Here is a 17,097-nt window from a genome sequence, read left to right on the forward strand (position 1 = left end):
CGGACGCCGCCTACGGCGAGATCATGCACCTCGCGATCGAGCTCGGCGGCACGATCACCGGCGAACACGGTGTGGGGCGCCTGAAGCGCCCGTGGCTCGGCGACTACCTCGGCGAGGATGTGCTCGAGCTCAACCAGCGCATCAAGCGGGCGCTCGACCCGCAGGGCATCCTGAACCCCGGCGCCGGTCTCTGAACCGTGCCCTGGCGGTACGCCGGGTGATCCTGCTCGATATCGAGGTGAAGGCAGACGTCGCCGACACTGCCCTGAAACCGGTCGCGACCACGCTCGGCTCCGGTGCACGACCCGCGCAGTGCGGATGAACCACCAGAGCGGCACGCGCGGTTGCGCGCTCACTGCCTCAGTGTCGCGGACGACCCACATAATCTGCCAGGTGCTCACCGGTCAGAGTCGAGCGCGCCGTGACGAGGTCGCTGGGCGTGCCCTCGAAGACGACCCGCCCGCCGTCGTGGCCCGCGCCGGGGCCGAGGTCGATGATCCAGTCGGCGTGGGCCATGACGGCCTGGTGGTGCTCGATGACGATCACCGAGTTGCCGGCGTCGACCAGTCGGTCCAGCAGAGCCAGCAGGTTGTCGACATCGGCCAGGTGCAACCCGGTGGTCGGCTCGTCGAGCACGTAGACCGCGCCCTTCTTCGCCATCGAGATGGCGAGCTTCACGCGTTGCCGCTCGCCGCCCGACAGAGTGTTGAGCGCCTGCCCGAGCGTCAGATAGCCCAGTCCCACATCGACCATGCGCACGAGCGTCGTGTGCGCGGCGCCGGTGGGGAAGAAGTCGGATGCCTCCGCCGCCGACATCGCGAGCACTTCGGCGATGTTCTTGCCGTCGAGGGTGTATCCGAGCACCTCGTCGCTGAAGCCCGATCCGTCGCACAGCTCGCACAGGGTCTCGACGGTCTGGGTGAAGCCGAGGTTCGTGATGATGACGCCCAGCCCCTTGCACGCCGGGCATGCGCCCTCGGAGTTCGCGCTGAACAGGGTCGGCTTCACGCCGTTCGCCTTCGCGAACTCCTTTCGGATCGTGTCGAGGATGCCGGTGTAGGTCGCCGGACTCGACCTCCGGTTGCCCTTGATCGGCGACTGGTCGACGACCACGATGTCGTCGAACGCGGGCACGTTGCCGTGGATGAGCGACGACTTGCCCGACCCGGCCACCCCGGTGACGACGGTCAGAATGCCGAGCGGCACATCGACATCGACGTCGACGAGGTTGTGCTGCGACGCGCCGCGGATCTCGAGTGCCCCCTGGGGCGACCGCACCGACTCCTTGAGCTGCACGCGATGGTCGAAGAAGCGGCCGGTGACTGTGTCGCTCGCGCGCAGGCCCGCGACATCCCCCTCGAACATGATCTCGCCGCCTGCGCGGCCGGCGCCCGGCCCCAGGTCGACCACGTGCTCGGCGATCGCGATGACCTCGGGCTTGTGCTCGACGACGAGCACCGTGTTGCCCTTGTCGCGCAGCAGCTGCAGCAGTTCGTTCATGCGCTGGATGTCGTGCGGGTGCAGTCCCGCGGTCGGCTCGTCGAACACGTACGTGATGTCGGTGAGCGACGACCCCAGGTGCCGGATCATCTTGAGCCGCTGCGCCTCGCCGCCGGACAGCGTGCCCGAGGCACGGTCGAGCGAGAGGTAGCCGAGCCCGATGTCGAGGAACGAGCCCACCGCCTCGCGCAGCCCCCGCATCAGCGGCGCCACCGAGGGGTCGTCGACGGTGTCGAGCCACGCGGCGAGATCGGTGACCTGCATGGCTGCGGCATCCGCGATGCTCACTCCGCCGATCTTCGACGACCGCGCCCCGTCGTTGAGGCGGGTCCCGTCGCATGCCGGGCAGGGCATGAACTTCACGGCGCGCTCGACGAACGCGCGAATGTGCGGCTGCAGGGCATCCCTGTCTTTCTGCAGCATCGACTTCGTGATCTTCGGCACCAGACCCTCGTAGGTCATGTTGATGCCCGACATCTTGATCTTGGTCGGCTCCTTGTAGAGGAAGTCGTTCCGCTCCTGCTCGGTGTAGTCGGCGATCGGCTTGTCGGCGTCGAGCAGTCCCGACTCGCTGAACCCCTTCACCATCCAGCCGCCGACGCTGTACCCCGGGATCGTGATGGCCCCGTCGTTGAGCGACTTGGTGCGATCGAACAGCTCGTCGAGATCGACATCGCTCGCCTCACCGAGCCCCTCGCACTGCGGACACATGCCACCGGTGATCTCGAATGAGCGCCGCTGCTTGACTCTGGTGCCGCTCTTCTCGAACGTGACCGCGCCGGCGCCGGACACCGACGGCACGTTGAACGAGAACGCCTGCGGCGACCCCACGTGCGGCTGGCCGAGGCGGCTGAACAGCAGCCGCAGCATGGCATGCACGTCGGTGGCCGTGCCGACCGTGGAGCGCACATTGGCGCCCATCCGCTCCTGATCGACGACGATCGCGGGGCTCACGTTCTCGAGTGCGTCGACATCGGGTCGCGTGAGCTGCCCCATGAACTGCTGGACGAAGGTCGGGTACGTCTCGTTGATCAGCCGCCGCGACTCGTTTGCGATCGTGGCGAACACCAGCGACGACTTGCCCGAGCCGCTCACCCCGGTGAACACGGTGAGCCGGCGCTTGGGGATCTCGAGCGTCACATCCTTGAGGTTGTTCTCGCGGGCCCCGGTGACCTTGATGGTGGCGTGCGAATCGGCGATATGCGCAGAAGTCATGCGTCACAGAGTAGGGCGAGGGACCGACGGATGCTCCTCCGAAACCGCCGCACCGGGGGCGAACTAGACTGGGAACACCCCTGTCGCCTAACCAGGATTGGCCGTGCCTGAGACATCCTCGCCCCTGACCGGTGCCCCGGCGTCGCCCGTGCCCCGCGTCCGCGTGCGGAACATCCAGCTCGCCCGCGCGATCATCGCGCTCGTCGCGGCACTGGTGATCACCTTCTCACCCGACCACTCGGCGGGCTACGGCCTGTTCGTGTTCGCCGGGTTCGCGATCGTCACGGCCGCCGTGCTGGCGGTTGCCGCCGCGCTGACCTACCCGGGCGGGCGCCGTTGGTCGTGGATCACGAACGCGGCGATCACCCTGGTCGCCGGCCTCGTGGCCATCGTGCCGGCCCTGCACACGACACCCGTGTTCTTCGCCGTCGTCATCACGTGGGCCGCCGTGACCGGCATCGTCGAGATCGTCGGCGCCGGGCGCGACCGGCTGCGCATGCGCGAGGCCGGGATCGTCGACCCGCAGCGTCGGTCCGAAGCACGCGACGGCACCACCGTCGGTGTGCTGACCGTGGTGCTGGCCATGGCGATCGGACTCGTCTCGCCCGATCTCAGCTACGACTACTTCATCGACGATGCCGGCCAGTGGTTCGCCCTCACCGGGATCGTCGTCGCCGTCGGACTGTTCGGCGGCTACGCCGCGATCGTCGCGGTGTACCTGGGCATCGCCGCGTTCACCCCGCAGCGTGAGGTATCCATCCCCGAAGAGGAGTCCGCATGACCGACAAGCCCACCCGGCGCCAGCTCATGCGCCCGGTCCAGCTGCTGGGGCTGGCCTTCATCGCCGCGGTGTTCGCCGGTGTCGTCACGGCCGTGTCGATGGGCGTCTTCCAGTCTCGCTTCGAGGGTCAGCGCGAGCACGCGCTCGTGATCGCAGGGATCGTCGCGGGCATCACGTTCATCGTCGTGCTCGTGGTGATGGCGCTGCTGATACTCGCCGTCGACCCGGCGCAGGTCGCCAAGACGATCGACCGCCCCGTGCTGCTGCCCCCCGAGACGGATGCCGCTCCCCCTGCCGCACCCGCCCCCCCTGCCGCCCCTGCTGCACCCGAGGACGACCCGAAGCCGTAACGCCCTCCCGTGCGCGAAAACTCCTGATCCTGCGCACGCAGGACGTTGCGGAGCGCTGACTTCCTGCGTGCGCGAGAACAGGAGTTTTCGGAGAGGCGGGGTGAGGTGGAGAGGCGGTGAGGTGAGGGGGCAGCGGGGTGGGGTGGATGCTACGTGTCCGAGGAGGCGACCAGGTGCGCGGCGAGGCCGGTGTATCCGGCCGGGGTCAGTGCCAGCAGGCGCTCGCGCGCTGCATCGCCGATGTCGAGGCCGCGGATGAACTCCGCCAGTTCGACCGCCCCCACACGACGCCCGCGGGTCAGCTCCTTCAGCAGCGCGTAAGGGTCTGAGATCGACGAGCGCCCTGCGGTGATCTCGGCGCGCACCACCGTCTGGATCGCCTCGCCCAGCACCTCCCAGTTCGTGTCGAGGTCGGCATCCAGCACGTCCTGAGCGAGTGCGATCTCACCCAGCCCGCGGCGCAGGTTGTCGAGCGCGAGCAGCGAGTGCCCGAACGCCACGCCGATGTTGCGCTGCGTGGTCGAGTCGGTCAGGTCGCGCTGCAGCCGCGAGGTCACGAGCGTCTGCGACAGCGTGGCGAACAGGCCGCCGGCGATCTCGAGGTTCGCCTCGGCGTTCTCGAACCGGATCGGGTTGATCTTGTGCGGCATGGTCGACGAGCCGGTCGCCCCGGCGACGGGGATCTGCGAGAAGTATCCGAGCGAGATGTAGGTCCAGACATCCGTCGCAAGATTGTGCAGGATGCCGCCGGCATGCCGGGCACGGTCGTACAGCTCGACCTGCCAGTCGTGCGATTCGATCTGCGTCGTCAGGCGATTGAAGCCCAGGCCCAGCGACTCGACGAACGCCCGTGCGATCTCGGGCCAGTCGGCATCCGGGTCGGCGGCCAGGTGCGCAGACCAGGTGCCGGTCGCGCCCGAGAATTTGGCGAGGAACTCGGATGCCGCAGCCTGCCGCTCCACGCGGCGCAGCCGCCACGCGAACACGGCGAGCTCCTTGCCCATCGTCGTCGGCGTCGCCGGCTGGCCGTGCGTGCGGGCGAGCATCGGCGCGTCGCGGTGCGCCTGCGCGAGCTCGTCGAGCCGTGCGATGACCTCGCGCAGCGCGGGCAGCCAGACATCCATCACCGCACGCTTGACCGTCAGCGCGTACGCGACCGAGTTGACGTCTTCGCTCGTGCACGCGAAGTGGGTCAGCTCGGCGAGTCGTGAGAGCCCGAGCGCGTCGAGCCGGTCGCGCACGAGGTACTCGACGGCCTTCACGTCGTGGCGGGTGACGGCCTCGCGCTCGGCGAGCCAGTCGATCTCGGCCTGCCCGAAGTCGAGGTACAGGGCGCGCAGCCGGTCTTTGTCGGCCTGGTCGAGCGGCGACGTGCCGAACAGCGACCGGTCGGTGAGGGCGATCAGCCATTCGACTTCGACCTCGACGCGGGCGCGGTTCAGACCCGCCTCCGACAGGGTGTCGGCGAGCGGGGCGACGGCGGTGCGGTAGCGGCCGTCGAGGGGGCTGAGGGGCTGCGGAGGCAGAGCGGTCACAGTCCCCAATCCTAGAGAAGCCGCGTGATTCCCGCCGGTCTGCTCCTCCACAGGGCGGGATCGCGGGTGAGTTGCCCACGGACCGGCAGAACAGACGAGGGGATGCCGGCGGCCCGCGCCATGCTGACGGGATGCTCGCCACGACCCTCGCCAACCCGAATCTCGCCTGGGCCCAGACCGCCGCGGGCATCGCCCTGCACCGCCTCGAAGAACTGCGCGCCGAACTCGACGCCGCACTCCCCCTGCTCGACGTGGGGGCCCGAGCCACCGACTGGCAGTCCCGCGCGGCCGACGCGTTCCACGACGACCTGATGCGGGTGCGCGACGATGTCGCGCGGCTGCGTGAGCGCGTCGCCGACACGGCGAGCACCGCGCGTGGTGCGCGGGTCGTGATCGCCTCGCTCGAGGGCGGTCAGCCGTGAGCGACGACATCGAGATCCGCCATGGCGCGGTCGTCGCCGTCGACAGCACGTCGCTGCGCGAGGCCGCTGCCGTGCTCGGCACGTTGCACGACCGGTTCGCCGCCGCCGCGACGGCTGGGCGCCAGGCGGCCTGGGCGTTCGGCGAGGTCGATGCCGTGCTGCGCCGCGGGTGGGCGCGCGACACGTACGCGCTGGTCGATGCCGTCGAGCGGGTGGATGCCGCCGCCGCCGGGGTCGTCGACGACCTGTGCCACGCCGCCGATGTGTACGAGCACGCCGAGCTCGCCGCCCGCCGCGCCACGCTCACCGATGAAGCGCAGCTCGCCGCCATCGACGCGCGGCTCGCCCAGCTCAGCGACAGCGCGGGGTTCGCCGCCAGCATGAACCAGCTCGGCTACGACCTGCGCGCCCCGTGGGAGTTCATCGGTCAGACCGCTCGGCTCGGCTGGCTGATCGGCCCCGGAGCAGCGTGGCTCGCCGGCGGATCGGCGTACGCGATGTCGTCCATCGTGCGCGGGGTTGGACTCGGCCACATCCCAGCGTCGAGGCCGGTCGCCGGACCCGCCCAGGTGGTCACCGTGACGCCGGTCGTCCAGCACACCGCCGCACGGGTGACCCCGGTCGCCTCGCTCGCCGAGATGACCAACCGCATCCCGCAGAACGCTGCCGTGCGCGTCGAGCAGTACACGATGCCCGATGGCACGAACGAGTACGTCGTGTACACGGCGGGCACCGGTGCGGGCAGCGCGTTCGATATGGAGTCGAACACGCAGCTGTACTCGGGCGAACGGTCGGCGTCGTACGACGCGGTGCGCGACGCGCTCACCCAGTCCGGTGCCCAGCCGGGCGACGTCGTGCACACGGCAGGTCATTCCCAGGGGGCCATGGTCAACGCCTACGTCGCCATCGCCGGCGAATACGACGTGCAGACCGTGGTCTCTGCGGGCAGTCCCGTGCAGGCCGAGCTGCCGGCATCCACTCTGTCTGTCGAACTGCGTCACACCGACGATGTCGTGTCGACGCTCGCCGACGGCGGGTCGGCGAGCGGGGTGGGGTCGCCCGACAGCATCATCGTCGAGCGGGTCGCCGACCCGGTCGCCCGTATCGGCGACCTGAAGCTGCCCGCCCACGGTCTCGACGCCTATGCGCACACGGCGGCGCTCGCCGACGCCTCTGCGGATCCGCGCATCGACACGGTGCAAGCGCGGTTCGCGCATCTGGGTGAGGCTACGGCTGTGGCGGCGACGGAGTATTCCGCCGAACGGCCGGTGATCGTCAGCGACGCCCACGCTGCGGGCGCAGGATGATGCCGAAGATCCAGTTGATGAGCGTGATGATGAGAGCCGCGACGACACCCCACCAGAAGAACTCGACCCGCAGGCCCCACTCCCACCAGCTGGTCAGCCACGCCGTCAGCCACAGCAGGAACCCGTTGATCACCAGCGAGATGAGGCCGAGGGTCAGGATGTAGATCGGGAACGCGATGATCTTGATCACTGTGCCGATGATCGTGTTCACCAGCGCGAAGATGAGCGCCACGAGCAGCAGTGTCAGCACCAGCTGCAGCGTCTCGCCGGAGGGAAACGCAATGACCGAGACGTGCAGCGCGGGGATCAGCGTCACGACCCAGATGGCGAACGCGTTGACGACGATTCGGATGAGGAATCCCATAGTGCGCTCAGTCTTGCACGTGCGTTCAGGCAGGTGCGAGGTGGGTTCGCAGCGACTCAGCCAGCTCTTCAGCACTGCCGGCATCCACTCGCTTCTAGAGTGGGGTGCGTGACCAGCGACATTCCCGTGCGCGTGCGCCCCGAGATCGCCGCCCTTCCGCCGTACCGGCAGGGCAAGCAGGCGGGTACCGACGCCTTCAAGCTTTCGAGCAATGAGAACCCGTTCGACCCGCTGTCGGGGGTGGTCGAGAAGCTGCGGGCGCGGGTGGACGTCAACAGATACCCGGATGCTGCGGCTACTCGCCTGCGTGAGGCCCTCGCGGCACGCTTCGGGGTGGACGCCGACGGTGTGCACGTGGGCGCGGGGAGCGTGTCGATTCTCGCGCAGCTGCTGCTCGCTGTGTGCGGACCGGGCGACGAGGTCGTCTACGCCTGGCGCTCGTTCGAGGCATACCCTGGGCTCGCCCTGGTCGCCGGTGCGACACCCGTCGAGGTGCCGCTTACCGCGGACGCCCGGCATGACCTGCCGGCGATGGCTGCGGCCGTCACGGGTCGGACGCGTGCGATCATCGTGTGCAGCCCCAACAACCCCACCGGGCCGATCGTCACGCGGAACGAGTTCGACGCGTTCATCGCTGCGGTGCCCGGCGACGTGCTCGTCATCCTCGACGAGGCCTACGCCGAGTTCGTCACCGACCCGCATGCCGTCGACGGAATGACGGTTCTCGGAACCGACGGCCGGGACAACGTCGTGGCACTGCGGACGTTCTCGAAGGCTTTCGGACTCGCCGGGCTGCGCGTGGGCTACGCCATCGGGCACCACCGCATCCTCGACGCCGCCCGCACCACCGCGATTCCTCTCTCGGTCACCGCGCAGGCCGAAGAAGCGGCGCTGGCGAGCCTCGAGGCAGAGCCCGAGCTTCTCGAGCGGGTGGAGGTCATCGGCGAGCGGCGCGACCGGCTCGCCGCTGCTCTGCGCGACGTGGGCTGGGCGATACCGGAGGCCCAGGGCAACTTCGTATGGTTGCCCGCCGGGGCGGAGACGATGGCAGCCGCGGAGGCATTCGATGCGGTGGGACTCATCGTGCGGCCCTTCGCGGGAGACGGCATCCGCATCTCCGTCGGTGAGGAAGAGGCTGTGGAGAAGGTCCTCCGCGCTGCGGCATCCGTCATCGACACCCTCCCGCAGGAGCATGCGGGGCGGCGGCTGGTGCGCCGCGCCGCCAGTTCGGCGGAATAGTCGGCTGAGGGAATCGGATGGACCGGGTCGGCCCGGGCGAACGGCTCCGGCTGCGGGTGCGCAGCAGGACGGTCTTGAGGTCGACGCGGTGACTGCACGTGCTCCCGATCACGGCCCTCTGGCAGCACTGAACGGCAGAAGCTGTGGAGAAGGTCCTATGCGTCGCGGTATCCGTTGTTGAAACCCTTCCAAAGGAGCACCGGCATCGGCGGCTACCGTAGAACGGTGACTCCGATCGACGACGCCCTCCCGCCGGACGATCCCGCACTGGTTCGCGTTCTCGCGGCCGACGGAAGTCTCGCCCCGACGCCCGCCGCCGAACCGTACGTCGCCGCGGTCGAGGCGCTCTCAGATGCCGACCTCGAGCAGTTCTATCGCGACATGGTCGTCATCCGCGCGTTCGACCAGCAGGCCACGAACCTGCAGCGGCAGGGGCAGCTCGCCCTCTGGCCGCCGAGTCTCGGGCAGGAGGCGGCGCAGGTCGGCTCCGCGCACGCCGCCCGCGCGCAGGACCACATCTTCCCCTCGTACCGCGAACATGCCGTCTGCCGCATACGCGGAGTCGACCCGATCGACATCATCCGCGTCATGCGGGGAATGACGCACGGCGGCTGGAACCCATACGACCCGAAGAACGGTAACACGCACATCTATACGCTCGTGCTCGGCTCGCAGACTCTGCACGCCACCGGGCTTGCGATGGGGCTGCGCTTCGACGGCAAGAGCGGCACCGGCGATGCCGAGCGCGATGAGGCCGTCATCGTCTACTACGGCGACGGAGCCTCCAGCCAGGGCGACGTGCACGAGGCCATGGTGTTCGCCGCGAGCTACCAGACGCCCGAGGTGTTCTTCCTGCAGAACAACCAGTGGGCCATCTCGGTGCCCGTCGCGACACAAGCTCGCGCACCGCTCTACCGGCGCGGCGAGGGCTACGGCATCCCGAGCCTCCAGGTCGACGGCAACGACGTGCTCGCCAGCTGGGCGGTCACCCGGAAGGCGCTCGACGAAGCCCGCGCGTGCGACGGACCGCGAGCGATCGAGGCCGTCACCTACCGCATGGGCGCACACACCACCAGCGACGATCCGACGAAGTACCGCACCTCTGTGGAGGAAGATGCCTGGGCGCAGCGCGACCCGATCGCGCGCATGCGCGCGTACCTCGAACGGCGAGGGGCGTCGGGGGAGTTCTTCGCCGACGTGGATGCCGAAGCGCACGCGGTTGCAGACGACACCCGGGAGCGTACGAACGCGCTGGGCGACATCTCCCGCGACCTCATGTTCGACCATGTATACGCCGAAGCGCATGCACTGATGAACGAGGAGGGGCGCTGGCTCGCTGACTATGAGGCCTCGTTCGAGGAGGACCCCGCATGAGCGCCGCGGAGGCAGCATCCAGTCTTCCCTTCGCCCGTGCGCTCAACGCGGGACTCCGCCGGGCCATGGCTGAGAACGACCGCGTTCTGCTCATGGGGGAGGACATCGGGCCGCTGGGCGGCGTGTTCCGGGTAACCGAGGGCCTGCACGCCGAGTTCGGGCCACAGCGCGTGCTCGACACGCCGCTGGCGGAATCGGGCATCATCGGCACCGCGATCGGACTCGCGATGGGCGGATTCCGGCCGGTCTGCGAGATCCAGTTCGACGGCTTCGTGTTCCCCGGGTTCGACCAGATCACCACCCAGCTGGCGAAGATGACCAACCGCCACGAAGGGGCGCTGCAGGTGCCCGTCGTCATCCGCATCCCCTACGGCGGGCACATCGGTGCTGTCGAACACCACCAGGAGAGCCCGGAGGCGTACTTCACGCACACCCCGGGACTGCGGGTCGTCTCGCCGTCGACGCCGAATGACGCGTACTGGATGATCCAGGACGCCATCGCCTCGCCCGACCCGGTGATCTTCCTCGAACCGAAGGCGAAGTACTGGGCGAAGGGTGACGTGGACACGACCGAGCGCGCACTGGCTCTGCATGCGTCGCGCGTCGTACGCCGGGGCACCGACGTCACGCTCGTCGGCCACGGTGCCATGGTCACCACTCTGCTGCAGGCGGCCGCCCTCGCCGAGGCAGAGGGCACCTCGTGCGAGGTCATCGACCTGCGCTCGCTGTCGCCCGTGGACTTCGAGCCGATTCTCGACTCGGTGCGCCGCACCGGGCGCATGGTCTACGCGCAGGAGGCCCCGGTGTTCACCTCGCTCGGGTCGGAAGTCGCGGCCACCGTGATGGAGAAGGCCTTCTACGCGCTCGAGGCCCCGGTGCTGCGCGTGTCGGGCTTCGACACGCCCTTCCCTCCGGCCAAGCTCGAGGGCGTGTACCTGCCCGATCCCGACCGCATCCTCGAAGCCGTCGACCGGGTGCTCGCCTATTGAGCCGGCGTACTGATTGGAGCTCGCATGAGCACGCAGACCTTCCTCCTTCCCGATGTCGGTGAAGGGCTTACCGAGGCCGAGATCGTGTCATGGCGGGTCGCCCCCGGCGACCAGGTTGCCGTCAACGATGTCGTCGTCGAGATCGAGACGGCCAAGTCGCTCGTCGAGCTGCCCTCGCCGTTCGCCGGCGTCGTCAGCGAGCTGCTCGTCGCCGAAGGCGCGACCGTGAATGTGGGTGCGCCGATCATTGCACTCACGGCTGCTGCGGGAGTGGATGCCTCGGTCGGCCAGAGTGCGCACGGCGCGCCCTCTGCGGTGGAAGCAGAAGAGGGCGGGGCCGTGCTCGTCGGCTACGGCACCGGGGGAGCGGTGAAGTCGCGGCGGCGCAAGCCGGCCGAGCCCGAGCGGGTGGTGCGCGGGTCGATCGGCGTCGTCGCCAAGCCCCCGATACGCAAACTCGCCCGCGACCTCGACGTCGATCTCGTCGACGTCACCCCCTCGGGCCCGGCCGGCGAGGTCACGCGCGACGACGTGCTTGCGCACGCGTCGCAGGCCAGCGTCTTCCGCAACATCGAGACCCCGGAGTGGTCGGCCGTGCGCGAGGAGCGTATCCGCGTGTCCGCGCCGATGGTCGACGCCGCGGGGCGCGAGGAGACGATCCCTGTCAAGGGTGTGCGCAAGGCTGTCGCATCGGGCATGGTCCGCTCGGCCTACACCGCCCCGCACGTGTCGGTGTGGACCGACGTCGACGCGACCCGCACGATGGAGCTTGTCAAGCGGCTGAAGTCGTCGCCCGACTTCGCCGATGTGAAGGTGTCGCCGCTGCTGATCATGGCGCGTGCGGTGATCTGGGCCGTGCGCCGCACGCCGATGGTCAACGCTGCGTGGATCGACCAGTCGAACGGGTCGAACGGCAGCGACGGAGACGAGATCCGGGTGCGGCACTTCGTCAACCTCGGCATCGCCGCGGCCACCCCGCGGGGCCTGCTCGTGCCGAACATCAAGGACGCGCAGAACCTCAGCATGCGCGAGCTCGCCCAGGCGCTCGAAAAGCTCACCCTCACGGCCCGCGAGGGGAAGACGACCCCCGCCGACCAGCAGGGCGGCACGATCACCGTCACGAACATCGGGGTGTTCGGCATGGATGCCGGCACCCCGATCATCAACCCGGGAGAGGCGGGGATCATCGCACTCGGCACGATCCGGCAGAAGCCGTGGGTCGTCGACGGTGAGGTGCGCCCCCGCTGGGTCACGACCGTGGCCGGGTCGTTCGACCATCGCGTGGTCGACGGCGATGGCATGAGCCGCTTCGTCGCCGACGTGGCATCGATCCTCGAAGAGCCCGCCCTCCTCCTCGACTAGAGCCGTATCGAGAACGGTTCTCATTAGCGGGTAGAGTGAGCCCGTGAAACGTGCAGGGGCAGTCATCGCGGGCATCGCCGCATCCACTCTTCTCATGGCCGGCTGCGCTGGAGGCGGCGCCGATGCGCCCGATGACGGGAAGATCACCGTGGTCGCCTCGACGAGCGTGTATGGGCAGATCGCCGAGGCGATCGGCGGCGATGCCGTCGAGGTCGGCTCGATCGTGACCAGTGCCAGCCAGGACCCGCACTCGTTCGAGGCGAGTGCGCGCGACCAGCTGACGGTGAGCCGTGCCGACCTCGTGATCGAGAACGGCGGTGGGTACGACGCGTTCATGGTGCGACTCATCGACGCGAGCGGCACGACCGCGCCCGTGCTCACGGCGGCGGAATCCTCGCACGACTGGCCCGAGAACGAAGGTCACGACCACATCGAAGGCTTCAACGAGCACGTCTGGTACGACCCGTACACCATGGGGCACCTCGCCCAGGCCATCGCCGACGCACTGACCGCCCTCGACCCGTCGGGTGCCGACGCGTTCGCCGCGAACCTGCAGGCCTTCAGCGACGGCATCGCCCGGCTCGAAGCGGCGCTCGCCGACATCGCCGTGCAGCACGACGGCGTCGACGTGTTCGTGACCGAGCCCGTGTCGGTCTCCCTCGTCGAGGCGGCAGGAATGCACAACGTCACACCGCCGACGTTCAGCCAGGCCGTCGAGGAGGGGCAGGATGTCGCTCCCGCGACGCTCCTCCAGGCGATGAGGCTCATCGAGACCGGTGAGGTGGGGATCGTGATCGCGAACGCGCAGGCCGGGGGGGCCGAGACGACGCAGGTGCTGAGGGTGGCCGAGGCACAGGGGGTTGCGGTGCTGGAGTTCACAGAGACCCTGCCGGAGGGCCAGACGTATCTCTCGTGGATGCAGTCGAACGTCGAGGCGCTCGCCGACGCGGTGGCGGAGTGAGCGAGGCGGTCGCCCCGCTCGAGATCCGGGATGCTGCGCTGCACCGCCGCGGCCGTGAGCTGTGGAGCGGGCTCACCTTGACCGCGGCACCCGGCGAGCTTGTTGCCGTGCTGGGGCCGAGCGGGTCGGGCAAGACGACGCTGCTGCGTGCGATCCTCGGGCTCGATCGCCTCAGCGCGGGTCAGATCACCGCGCTCGGCGAGCCCGTGCGGCGCCCCGGCAACCGCGGCATCGGGTACATCCCGCAGCAGCGCCCGCTGCCGCCCGACACGGCCCTGCGCGGCCGCGACCTCGTCGCGCTCGGGGTGGACGGCCACCGGTTCGGGCTGCCGTTCTACCGACGTGGCGATCGCGCCCGCGTCGATGAGCTCGTGGCTGCGGTCGGGGCGGAGGCGTTCGCCGACCGGCCGGTGGGGCAGCTGTCGGGCGGGGAGCAACAGCGGCTGCGCGCTGGGCAGGCGCTCGCCGACGATCCCCGGCTGCTGCTGTGCGACGAGCCGCTCACGAGCCTCGACCTCGCGAACCAGCAGGCCGTCGTACGGCTCATCGACCGCCACCGCCGCGAGACGGGTGCCGCCGTGCTGCTGGTCACCCACGACATCAACCCCGTGCTCGGGCTCGTCGACCGCATCCTGTACCTGGCCAGCGGCCGGTTCACGCTCGGCACACCCGACGAGGTGCTGAACTCGCGCGTGCTCACCGACCTGTACGGCGCACCGGTGTTCGTGCTGCGGGCCGGCGACCGCCTCGTGGTCGTCGGCGCGCCCGACGCCGAGGCGTCCCACCACCATCACGACGATGGCGAGCACGCATGAACGGGGGCGACATCGGCGACGCCCTGTTCGGCGGGGCGGCCGACTACGGTGCGATCCTCGCCCTCGTGTCGAACTCCGTCTGGGCGGGCGCCGTGCTGGGACTGGTCGGCGGACTCATCGGCGTGTTCGTCATGCAGCGCGACATGGCCTTCGCGGTGCATGGCATCAGTGAGCTGTCGTTCGCAGGCGCCGCTCTCGCGCTGCTCATCGGCCTCGACGTCGTCATGGGCTCGATCGTCGGGTCGCTCATCGCCGCCGCCGCGATCGGCGTGCTCGGGGCGCGCGCGCGCGACCGCAACTCCGTGATCGGGGTGCTCATGCCGTTCGGGCTGGGCCTCGGCATCCTCTTCCTCTCTCTCTACGACGGTCGCAGTGCCAACCGGTTCAGCCTGCTCACCGGGCAGATCGTGTCGGTGCAGTCGGGCGACCTGGGCTGGCTCATCGGCATCGGCGCCGTCGTGATGGTGGCGCTGCTGCTCATCTGGCGGCCGCTGCGGTTCGATTCGCTCGACCCGCAGTCCGCCGCCGCCCGCGGTGTGCCCATTCGGTGGATCTCGCTGGGCTTCATGCTGCTGCTCGGACTCGTGGTCGCCGTCGCCGTGCACATCATCGGCGCGCTGCTGGTGATGGCGCTGGTCGTGACCCCCGCCGCGGCGGCGATGCGCATCGCGAGCGGTCCGGTCGGCGTTCCGGTGCTCGCGGCGGTGTTCGGCGTGGCCTCGGCGGTCGGCGGCATCCTGCTCGCCATCGCCGGAACCCTGCCGGTCAGCCCCTACATCACGACGATCTCGTTCCTCATCTACCTCGTGTGCCGGGTGGTCGGCTCACGCCGCAGCCGCAGCCGCAGCCGCAGCGTGCGCGCAGCGTAGGCCGCACCCAGGGCCGCGTGGGTAGGGTGGTGGCGTGGCTCAGCGGAACACCTGGCAGCGCGAACGCGTGCGCGAGGCCCTCGCCGACGCGCGGAGGTTCGTCAGCGCCCAGTCGCTGCACGCAACGCTGCGCGAGCAAGACACGGGCATCGGCCTGGCCACGGTGTACCGCGCGCTCGCGAGCCTCGCGGCGAAGGGCGAGGCCGACTCGCTGCAGAGCCCCGAGGGCGAGGTGCTGTACCGGGCCTGCGCGACCCCCGGCCACCACCACCATCTCATCTGCCGCTCGTGCGGGCTGACGGTCGAGATCGAAGCGACCGACGTCGAGCACTGGGCCCGCCGCACCGCCGCGCAGCACGGCTTCACCGACGCCGAGCACGTCATCGACATCTTCGGCGTCTGCACGCCGTGCGCCCGCACGCCGGCCGATGCCCCGGTGAGCGAGCATGCGCACCGCTGAGGCGCCGCCTCGGACGCTGATCGATCGGACGGGACGATCCTCGTGAGGATGGATGCTGGTCGGCATCGGCGCACGGGTGATCGGCGTGCTGTTCGCCGTCGTCGTGATCGCGCCCACCGTCATGCCCGAACTGACGACCCGCGCCCAGGATGGGCTGACGGTCACCTCGTGCCGTCGCCCGGCACGGTCGAGACGCACATCGTGCCGATCGACGGCGGCGTGTCGGTCCCGGCACTCGCCGGGTTCGACCGGTCGTGGTGCCAGACCCCGCCACCGCTGTCGCGATGAGCGCAGCATCCACCCCTCCCGCGCTGCGCCCCGCGACGCGTGCAGACCTCCTGCCGCTGCCGCTCGAGGTCGCCCCGCTGCTGCTGGCGGCGCGCCTGCACACCACGGTCGACGGTGAGACGGTCGCGCTGCGCATCACCGAGGTCGAGGCGTACCACGGCCGTGGCACCGGCCCGGTGCCCGACCCGGGATCGCATGCGCGCATGGGGCCGACCGCCCGCAACGCCACGATGTGGAGCGAGCCCGGGCACCTGTACGTGTATCTGAGCCATGGCATCCACTCGTGCGTGAACGTCGTCTGCGGCCCGGCGGGCGAGGCCGGCGGAGTGCTGCTGCGGGCGGGCGAGATCGTCGAAGGAAGGGATGCTGCGCGCACCCGCCGGCCGGCCGCCCGCACCGATCGCGACCTGGCGCGCGGGCCGGGGCGCCTGGGCGCCGCAGTGGGGCTGCGGCACGCGCGGCACGATGGAATCGACGCGGTGGACGGTGCTGTGCGTGCCGGCGCGCTGGCGCGTCTGTGGCTACGTGAGGAGCCGCTTTCTGCGTTCGCTGTCGGACCCCGAGTGGGCGTGGCCGGCGTGGCGGGGACGGATGCCTTCCCCTGGCGCTTCTGGATCCCTGGTGACACGACGGTCTCGCCGTTCCGCTGGGGCCGCGGTGCGGCCGAGGCCGCTGCTGCCGGCCGGTGAACAGGGTGGAAGTCGCGGTCGGTGGTCAGCAGAGTGTGGCTCTGGCGGCGTAGCTTCATGCTAGACTAGCTCTTTGTCTGCGCGCACTCCAGCGCGTAGTTCGTGCCCCATCTTCGCTTCCCGAGTGTGTCGAGGGACGTGCGGGGCGCAGACAAGGGATCTTGGGTGAGGCCGTCCGGTCTCACGGTACAGAGGAGAAATCACTTATGGCAGCAGTGTGCCAGGTGACCGGAGCGGTTCCCGGCTTCGGTCACAACATCTCGCACTCGCACCGCCGGACGAAGCGTCGCTTCGACCCGAACGTGCAGAAGAAGACCTACTTCGTTCCGTCGCTCGGACGCAAGGTCACCCTCAACGTCTCCACTCGGGGCATCAAGGTGATCGACGCGCGCGGTATCGAGTCGGTTGTGAAGGACCTCATCGCGAAGGGTGTGAAGCTCTGATGGCGAAGAAGGCACAGGACGTTCGTCCGATCATCAAGCTGCGGTCGACCGCCGGCACGGGGTACACCTACGTGACGCGCAAGAACCGCCGCAACAACCCCGACCGCATCGTGCTGAAGAAGTACGACCCCGTC

The 17,097-nt window shown here is 69.6% G+C and carries 19 protein-coding genes; 16 read left to right on the top strand and 3 right to left on the bottom strand.

All coding sequences use genetic code 11. The annotated features are described in order from the left end of the window. Positions 1-194, top strand: a 194-nt coding sequence (locus ACK5IN_RS01995; protein WP_416894556.1) for an FAD-linked oxidase C-terminal domain-containing protein, incomplete at its 5' end; no start/stop codon positions are given. Between the two features lie 166 nt (positions 195-360). Here the strand turns inward: ACK5IN_RS01995 and ACK5IN_RS02000 are convergent. Beyond that, positions 361-2,715: an ATP-binding cassette domain-containing protein gene (locus ACK5IN_RS02000; protein WP_416894557.1), complete on the bottom strand. Its 2,355-nt coding sequence runs from the start codon at positions 2,713-2,715 to the stop codon at positions 361-363. Positions 2,716-2,818: 103 nt separating this feature from the next. Here ACK5IN_RS02000 and ACK5IN_RS02005 point away from each other — a divergent pair, with 103 nt between their 5' ends. Both ACK5IN_RS02005 and ACK5IN_RS02010 read left to right on the top strand, forming a co-directional pair. Continuing rightward, positions 2,819-3,496 carry an acyl-CoA synthetase gene (locus ACK5IN_RS02005; protein ID WP_416894558.1) on the top strand — a complete coding sequence of 226 codons (678 nt, stop codon included), beginning with the start codon at positions 2,819-2,821 and terminating at the stop codon, positions 3,494-3,496. After that, complete coding sequence (locus ACK5IN_RS02010) at positions 3,493-3,846, top strand: amino acid transporter (RefSeq protein ID WP_416894559.1); 354 nt, start codon at positions 3,493-3,495, stop codon at positions 3,844-3,846. The genes ACK5IN_RS02005 and ACK5IN_RS02010 overlap by 4 nt, the downstream gene beginning before the upstream one ends. Before the next feature lie 149 nt (positions 3,847-3,995). Here ACK5IN_RS02010 and purB read toward each other — a convergent pair whose 3' ends face one another. After that, on the bottom strand, positions 3,996-5,381 hold the full coding sequence (gene purB / locus ACK5IN_RS02015; protein WP_416894560.1) for an adenylosuccinate lyase: 1,386 nt from the start codon (positions 5,379-5,381) through the stop codon (positions 3,996-3,998). A 131-nt stretch (positions 5,382-5,512) separates the two neighbouring features. Between purB and ACK5IN_RS02020 the strand changes: the two genes are divergently transcribed. Then, positions 5,513-5,803, top strand: coding sequence for a hypothetical protein (locus ACK5IN_RS02020; protein ID WP_416894561.1), 291 nt, complete (start codon positions 5,513-5,515; stop codon positions 5,801-5,803). Further along, positions 5,800-7,110 (top strand): hypothetical protein, encoded by a 1,311-nt coding sequence (locus ACK5IN_RS02025; protein WP_416894562.1) that lies wholly within the window; start codon positions 5,800-5,802, stop codon positions 7,108-7,110. Before ACK5IN_RS02020 ends, ACK5IN_RS02025 begins: the two co-directional genes overlap by 4 nt. Here the strand turns inward: ACK5IN_RS02025 and ACK5IN_RS02030 are convergent. Then, a complete protein-coding gene (locus ACK5IN_RS02030) occupies positions 7,079-7,474 on the bottom strand; it encodes a phage holin family protein (RefSeq protein WP_416894563.1) in 396 nt (131 codons plus the stop codon). The genes ACK5IN_RS02025 and ACK5IN_RS02030 overlap by 32 nt on opposite strands. A 108-nt stretch (positions 7,475-7,582) precedes the next feature. Here ACK5IN_RS02030 and ACK5IN_RS02035 point away from each other — a divergent pair, with 108 nt between their 5' ends. The 11 genes from ACK5IN_RS02035 to rpmG form a co-directional block, all read left to right on the top strand. Beyond that, complete coding sequence (locus ACK5IN_RS02035) at positions 7,583-8,713, top strand: histidinol-phosphate transaminase (protein ID WP_416894564.1); 1,131 nt, start codon at positions 7,583-7,585, stop codon at positions 8,711-8,713. 234 nt (positions 8,714-8,947) lie between these two features. Then, complete coding sequence (locus tag ACK5IN_RS02040; protein ID WP_416894573.1) at positions 8,948-10,087, top strand: thiamine pyrophosphate-dependent dehydrogenase E1 component subunit alpha; 1,140 nt, start codon at positions 8,948-8,950, stop codon at positions 10,085-10,087. Continuing rightward, positions 10,084-11,076: an alpha-ketoacid dehydrogenase subunit beta gene (locus ACK5IN_RS02045; protein WP_416894565.1), complete on the top strand. Its 993-nt coding sequence runs from the start codon at positions 10,084-10,086 to the stop codon at positions 11,074-11,076. Before ACK5IN_RS02040 ends, ACK5IN_RS02045 begins: the two co-directional genes overlap by 4 nt. Before the next feature lie 24 nt (positions 11,077-11,100). Then, entirely contained in the window at positions 11,101-12,438 is a 1,338-nt protein-coding gene (locus ACK5IN_RS02050) for a dihydrolipoamide acetyltransferase family protein (protein ID WP_416894566.1), read from the top strand. Positions 12,439-12,481: 43 nt separating this feature from the next. Beyond that, on the top strand, positions 12,482-13,399 hold the full coding sequence (locus ACK5IN_RS02055; RefSeq protein WP_416894567.1) for a metal ABC transporter solute-binding protein, Zn/Mn family: 918 nt from the start codon (positions 12,482-12,484) through the stop codon (positions 13,397-13,399). After that, positions 13,396-14,214: a metal ABC transporter ATP-binding protein gene (locus ACK5IN_RS02060; RefSeq protein ID WP_416894568.1), complete on the top strand. Its 819-nt coding sequence runs from the start codon at positions 13,396-13,398 to the stop codon at positions 14,212-14,214. The genes ACK5IN_RS02055 and ACK5IN_RS02060 overlap by 4 nt, the downstream gene beginning before the upstream one ends. Beyond that, positions 14,211-15,083: a metal ABC transporter permease gene (locus ACK5IN_RS02065; protein ID WP_416894569.1), complete on the top strand. Its 873-nt coding sequence runs from the start codon at positions 14,211-14,213 to the stop codon at positions 15,081-15,083. The genes ACK5IN_RS02060 and ACK5IN_RS02065 overlap by 4 nt, the downstream gene beginning before the upstream one ends. 34 nt (positions 15,084-15,117) lie before the next feature. After that, positions 15,118-15,543: a Fur family transcriptional regulator gene (locus tag ACK5IN_RS02070; RefSeq protein WP_416894570.1), complete on the top strand. Its 426-nt coding sequence runs from the start codon at positions 15,118-15,120 to the stop codon at positions 15,541-15,543. 284 nt (positions 15,544-15,827) lie between these two features. Further along, a complete protein-coding gene (locus ACK5IN_RS02075) occupies positions 15,828-16,520 on the top strand; it encodes a DNA-3-methyladenine glycosylase (RefSeq protein ID WP_416894571.1) in 693 nt (230 codons plus the stop codon). Positions 16,521-16,726: 206 nt separating this feature from the next. Beyond that, complete coding sequence (rpmB, locus tag ACK5IN_RS02080; protein ID WP_416894572.1) at positions 16,727-16,963, top strand: 50S ribosomal protein L28; 237 nt, start codon at positions 16,727-16,729, stop codon at positions 16,961-16,963. Continuing rightward, on the top strand, positions 16,963-17,097 hold a 135-nt coding region (gene rpmG, locus ACK5IN_RS02085; RefSeq protein WP_416894574.1), incomplete at its 3' end, for a 50S ribosomal protein L33. The genes rpmB and rpmG, both read left to right, overlap by 1 nt.

The organism is Microbacterium sp., from assembly GCF_047971895.1.
Classification (GTDB): Bacteria; Actinomycetota; Actinomycetes; order Actinomycetales; family Microbacteriaceae; genus Microbacterium.

Bases quoted from the DNA above. Each gene is read 5' to 3' on its own strand.
- ACK5IN_RS02050 (WP_416894566.1), top strand. From the start codon at position 11,101: ATGAGCACGCAGACCTTCCTCCTTCCCGATGTCGGTGAAGGGCTTACC.
- ACK5IN_RS02075 (WP_416894571.1), top strand. From the start codon at position 15,828: ATGAGCGCAGCATCCACCCCTCCCGCGCTGCGCCCCGCGACGCGTGCA.
- rpmB (WP_416894572.1), top strand. From the start codon at position 16,727: ATGGCAGCAGTGTGCCAGGTGACCGGAGCGGTTCCCGGCTTCGGTCAC.
- ACK5IN_RS02045 (WP_416894565.1), top strand. From the start codon at position 10,084: ATGAGCGCCGCGGAGGCAGCATCCAGTCTTCCCTTCGCCCGTGCGCTC.
- ACK5IN_RS02065 (WP_416894569.1), top strand. From the start codon at position 14,211: ATGAACGGGGGCGACATCGGCGACGCCCTGTTCGGCGGGGCGGCCGAC.
- ACK5IN_RS02000 (WP_416894557.1), bottom strand. From the start codon at position 2,715: ATGACTTCTGCGCATATCGCCGATTCGCACGCCACCATCAAGGTCACC.
- ACK5IN_RS02020 (WP_416894561.1), top strand. From the start codon at position 5,513: ATGCTCGCCACGACCCTCGCCAACCCGAATCTCGCCTGGGCCCAGACC.
- ACK5IN_RS02030 (WP_416894563.1), bottom strand. From the start codon at position 7,474: ATGGGATTCCTCATCCGAATCGTCGTCAACGCGTTCGCCATCTGGGTC.
- ACK5IN_RS02010 (WP_416894559.1), top strand. From the start codon at position 3,493: ATGACCGACAAGCCCACCCGGCGCCAGCTCATGCGCCCGGTCCAGCTG.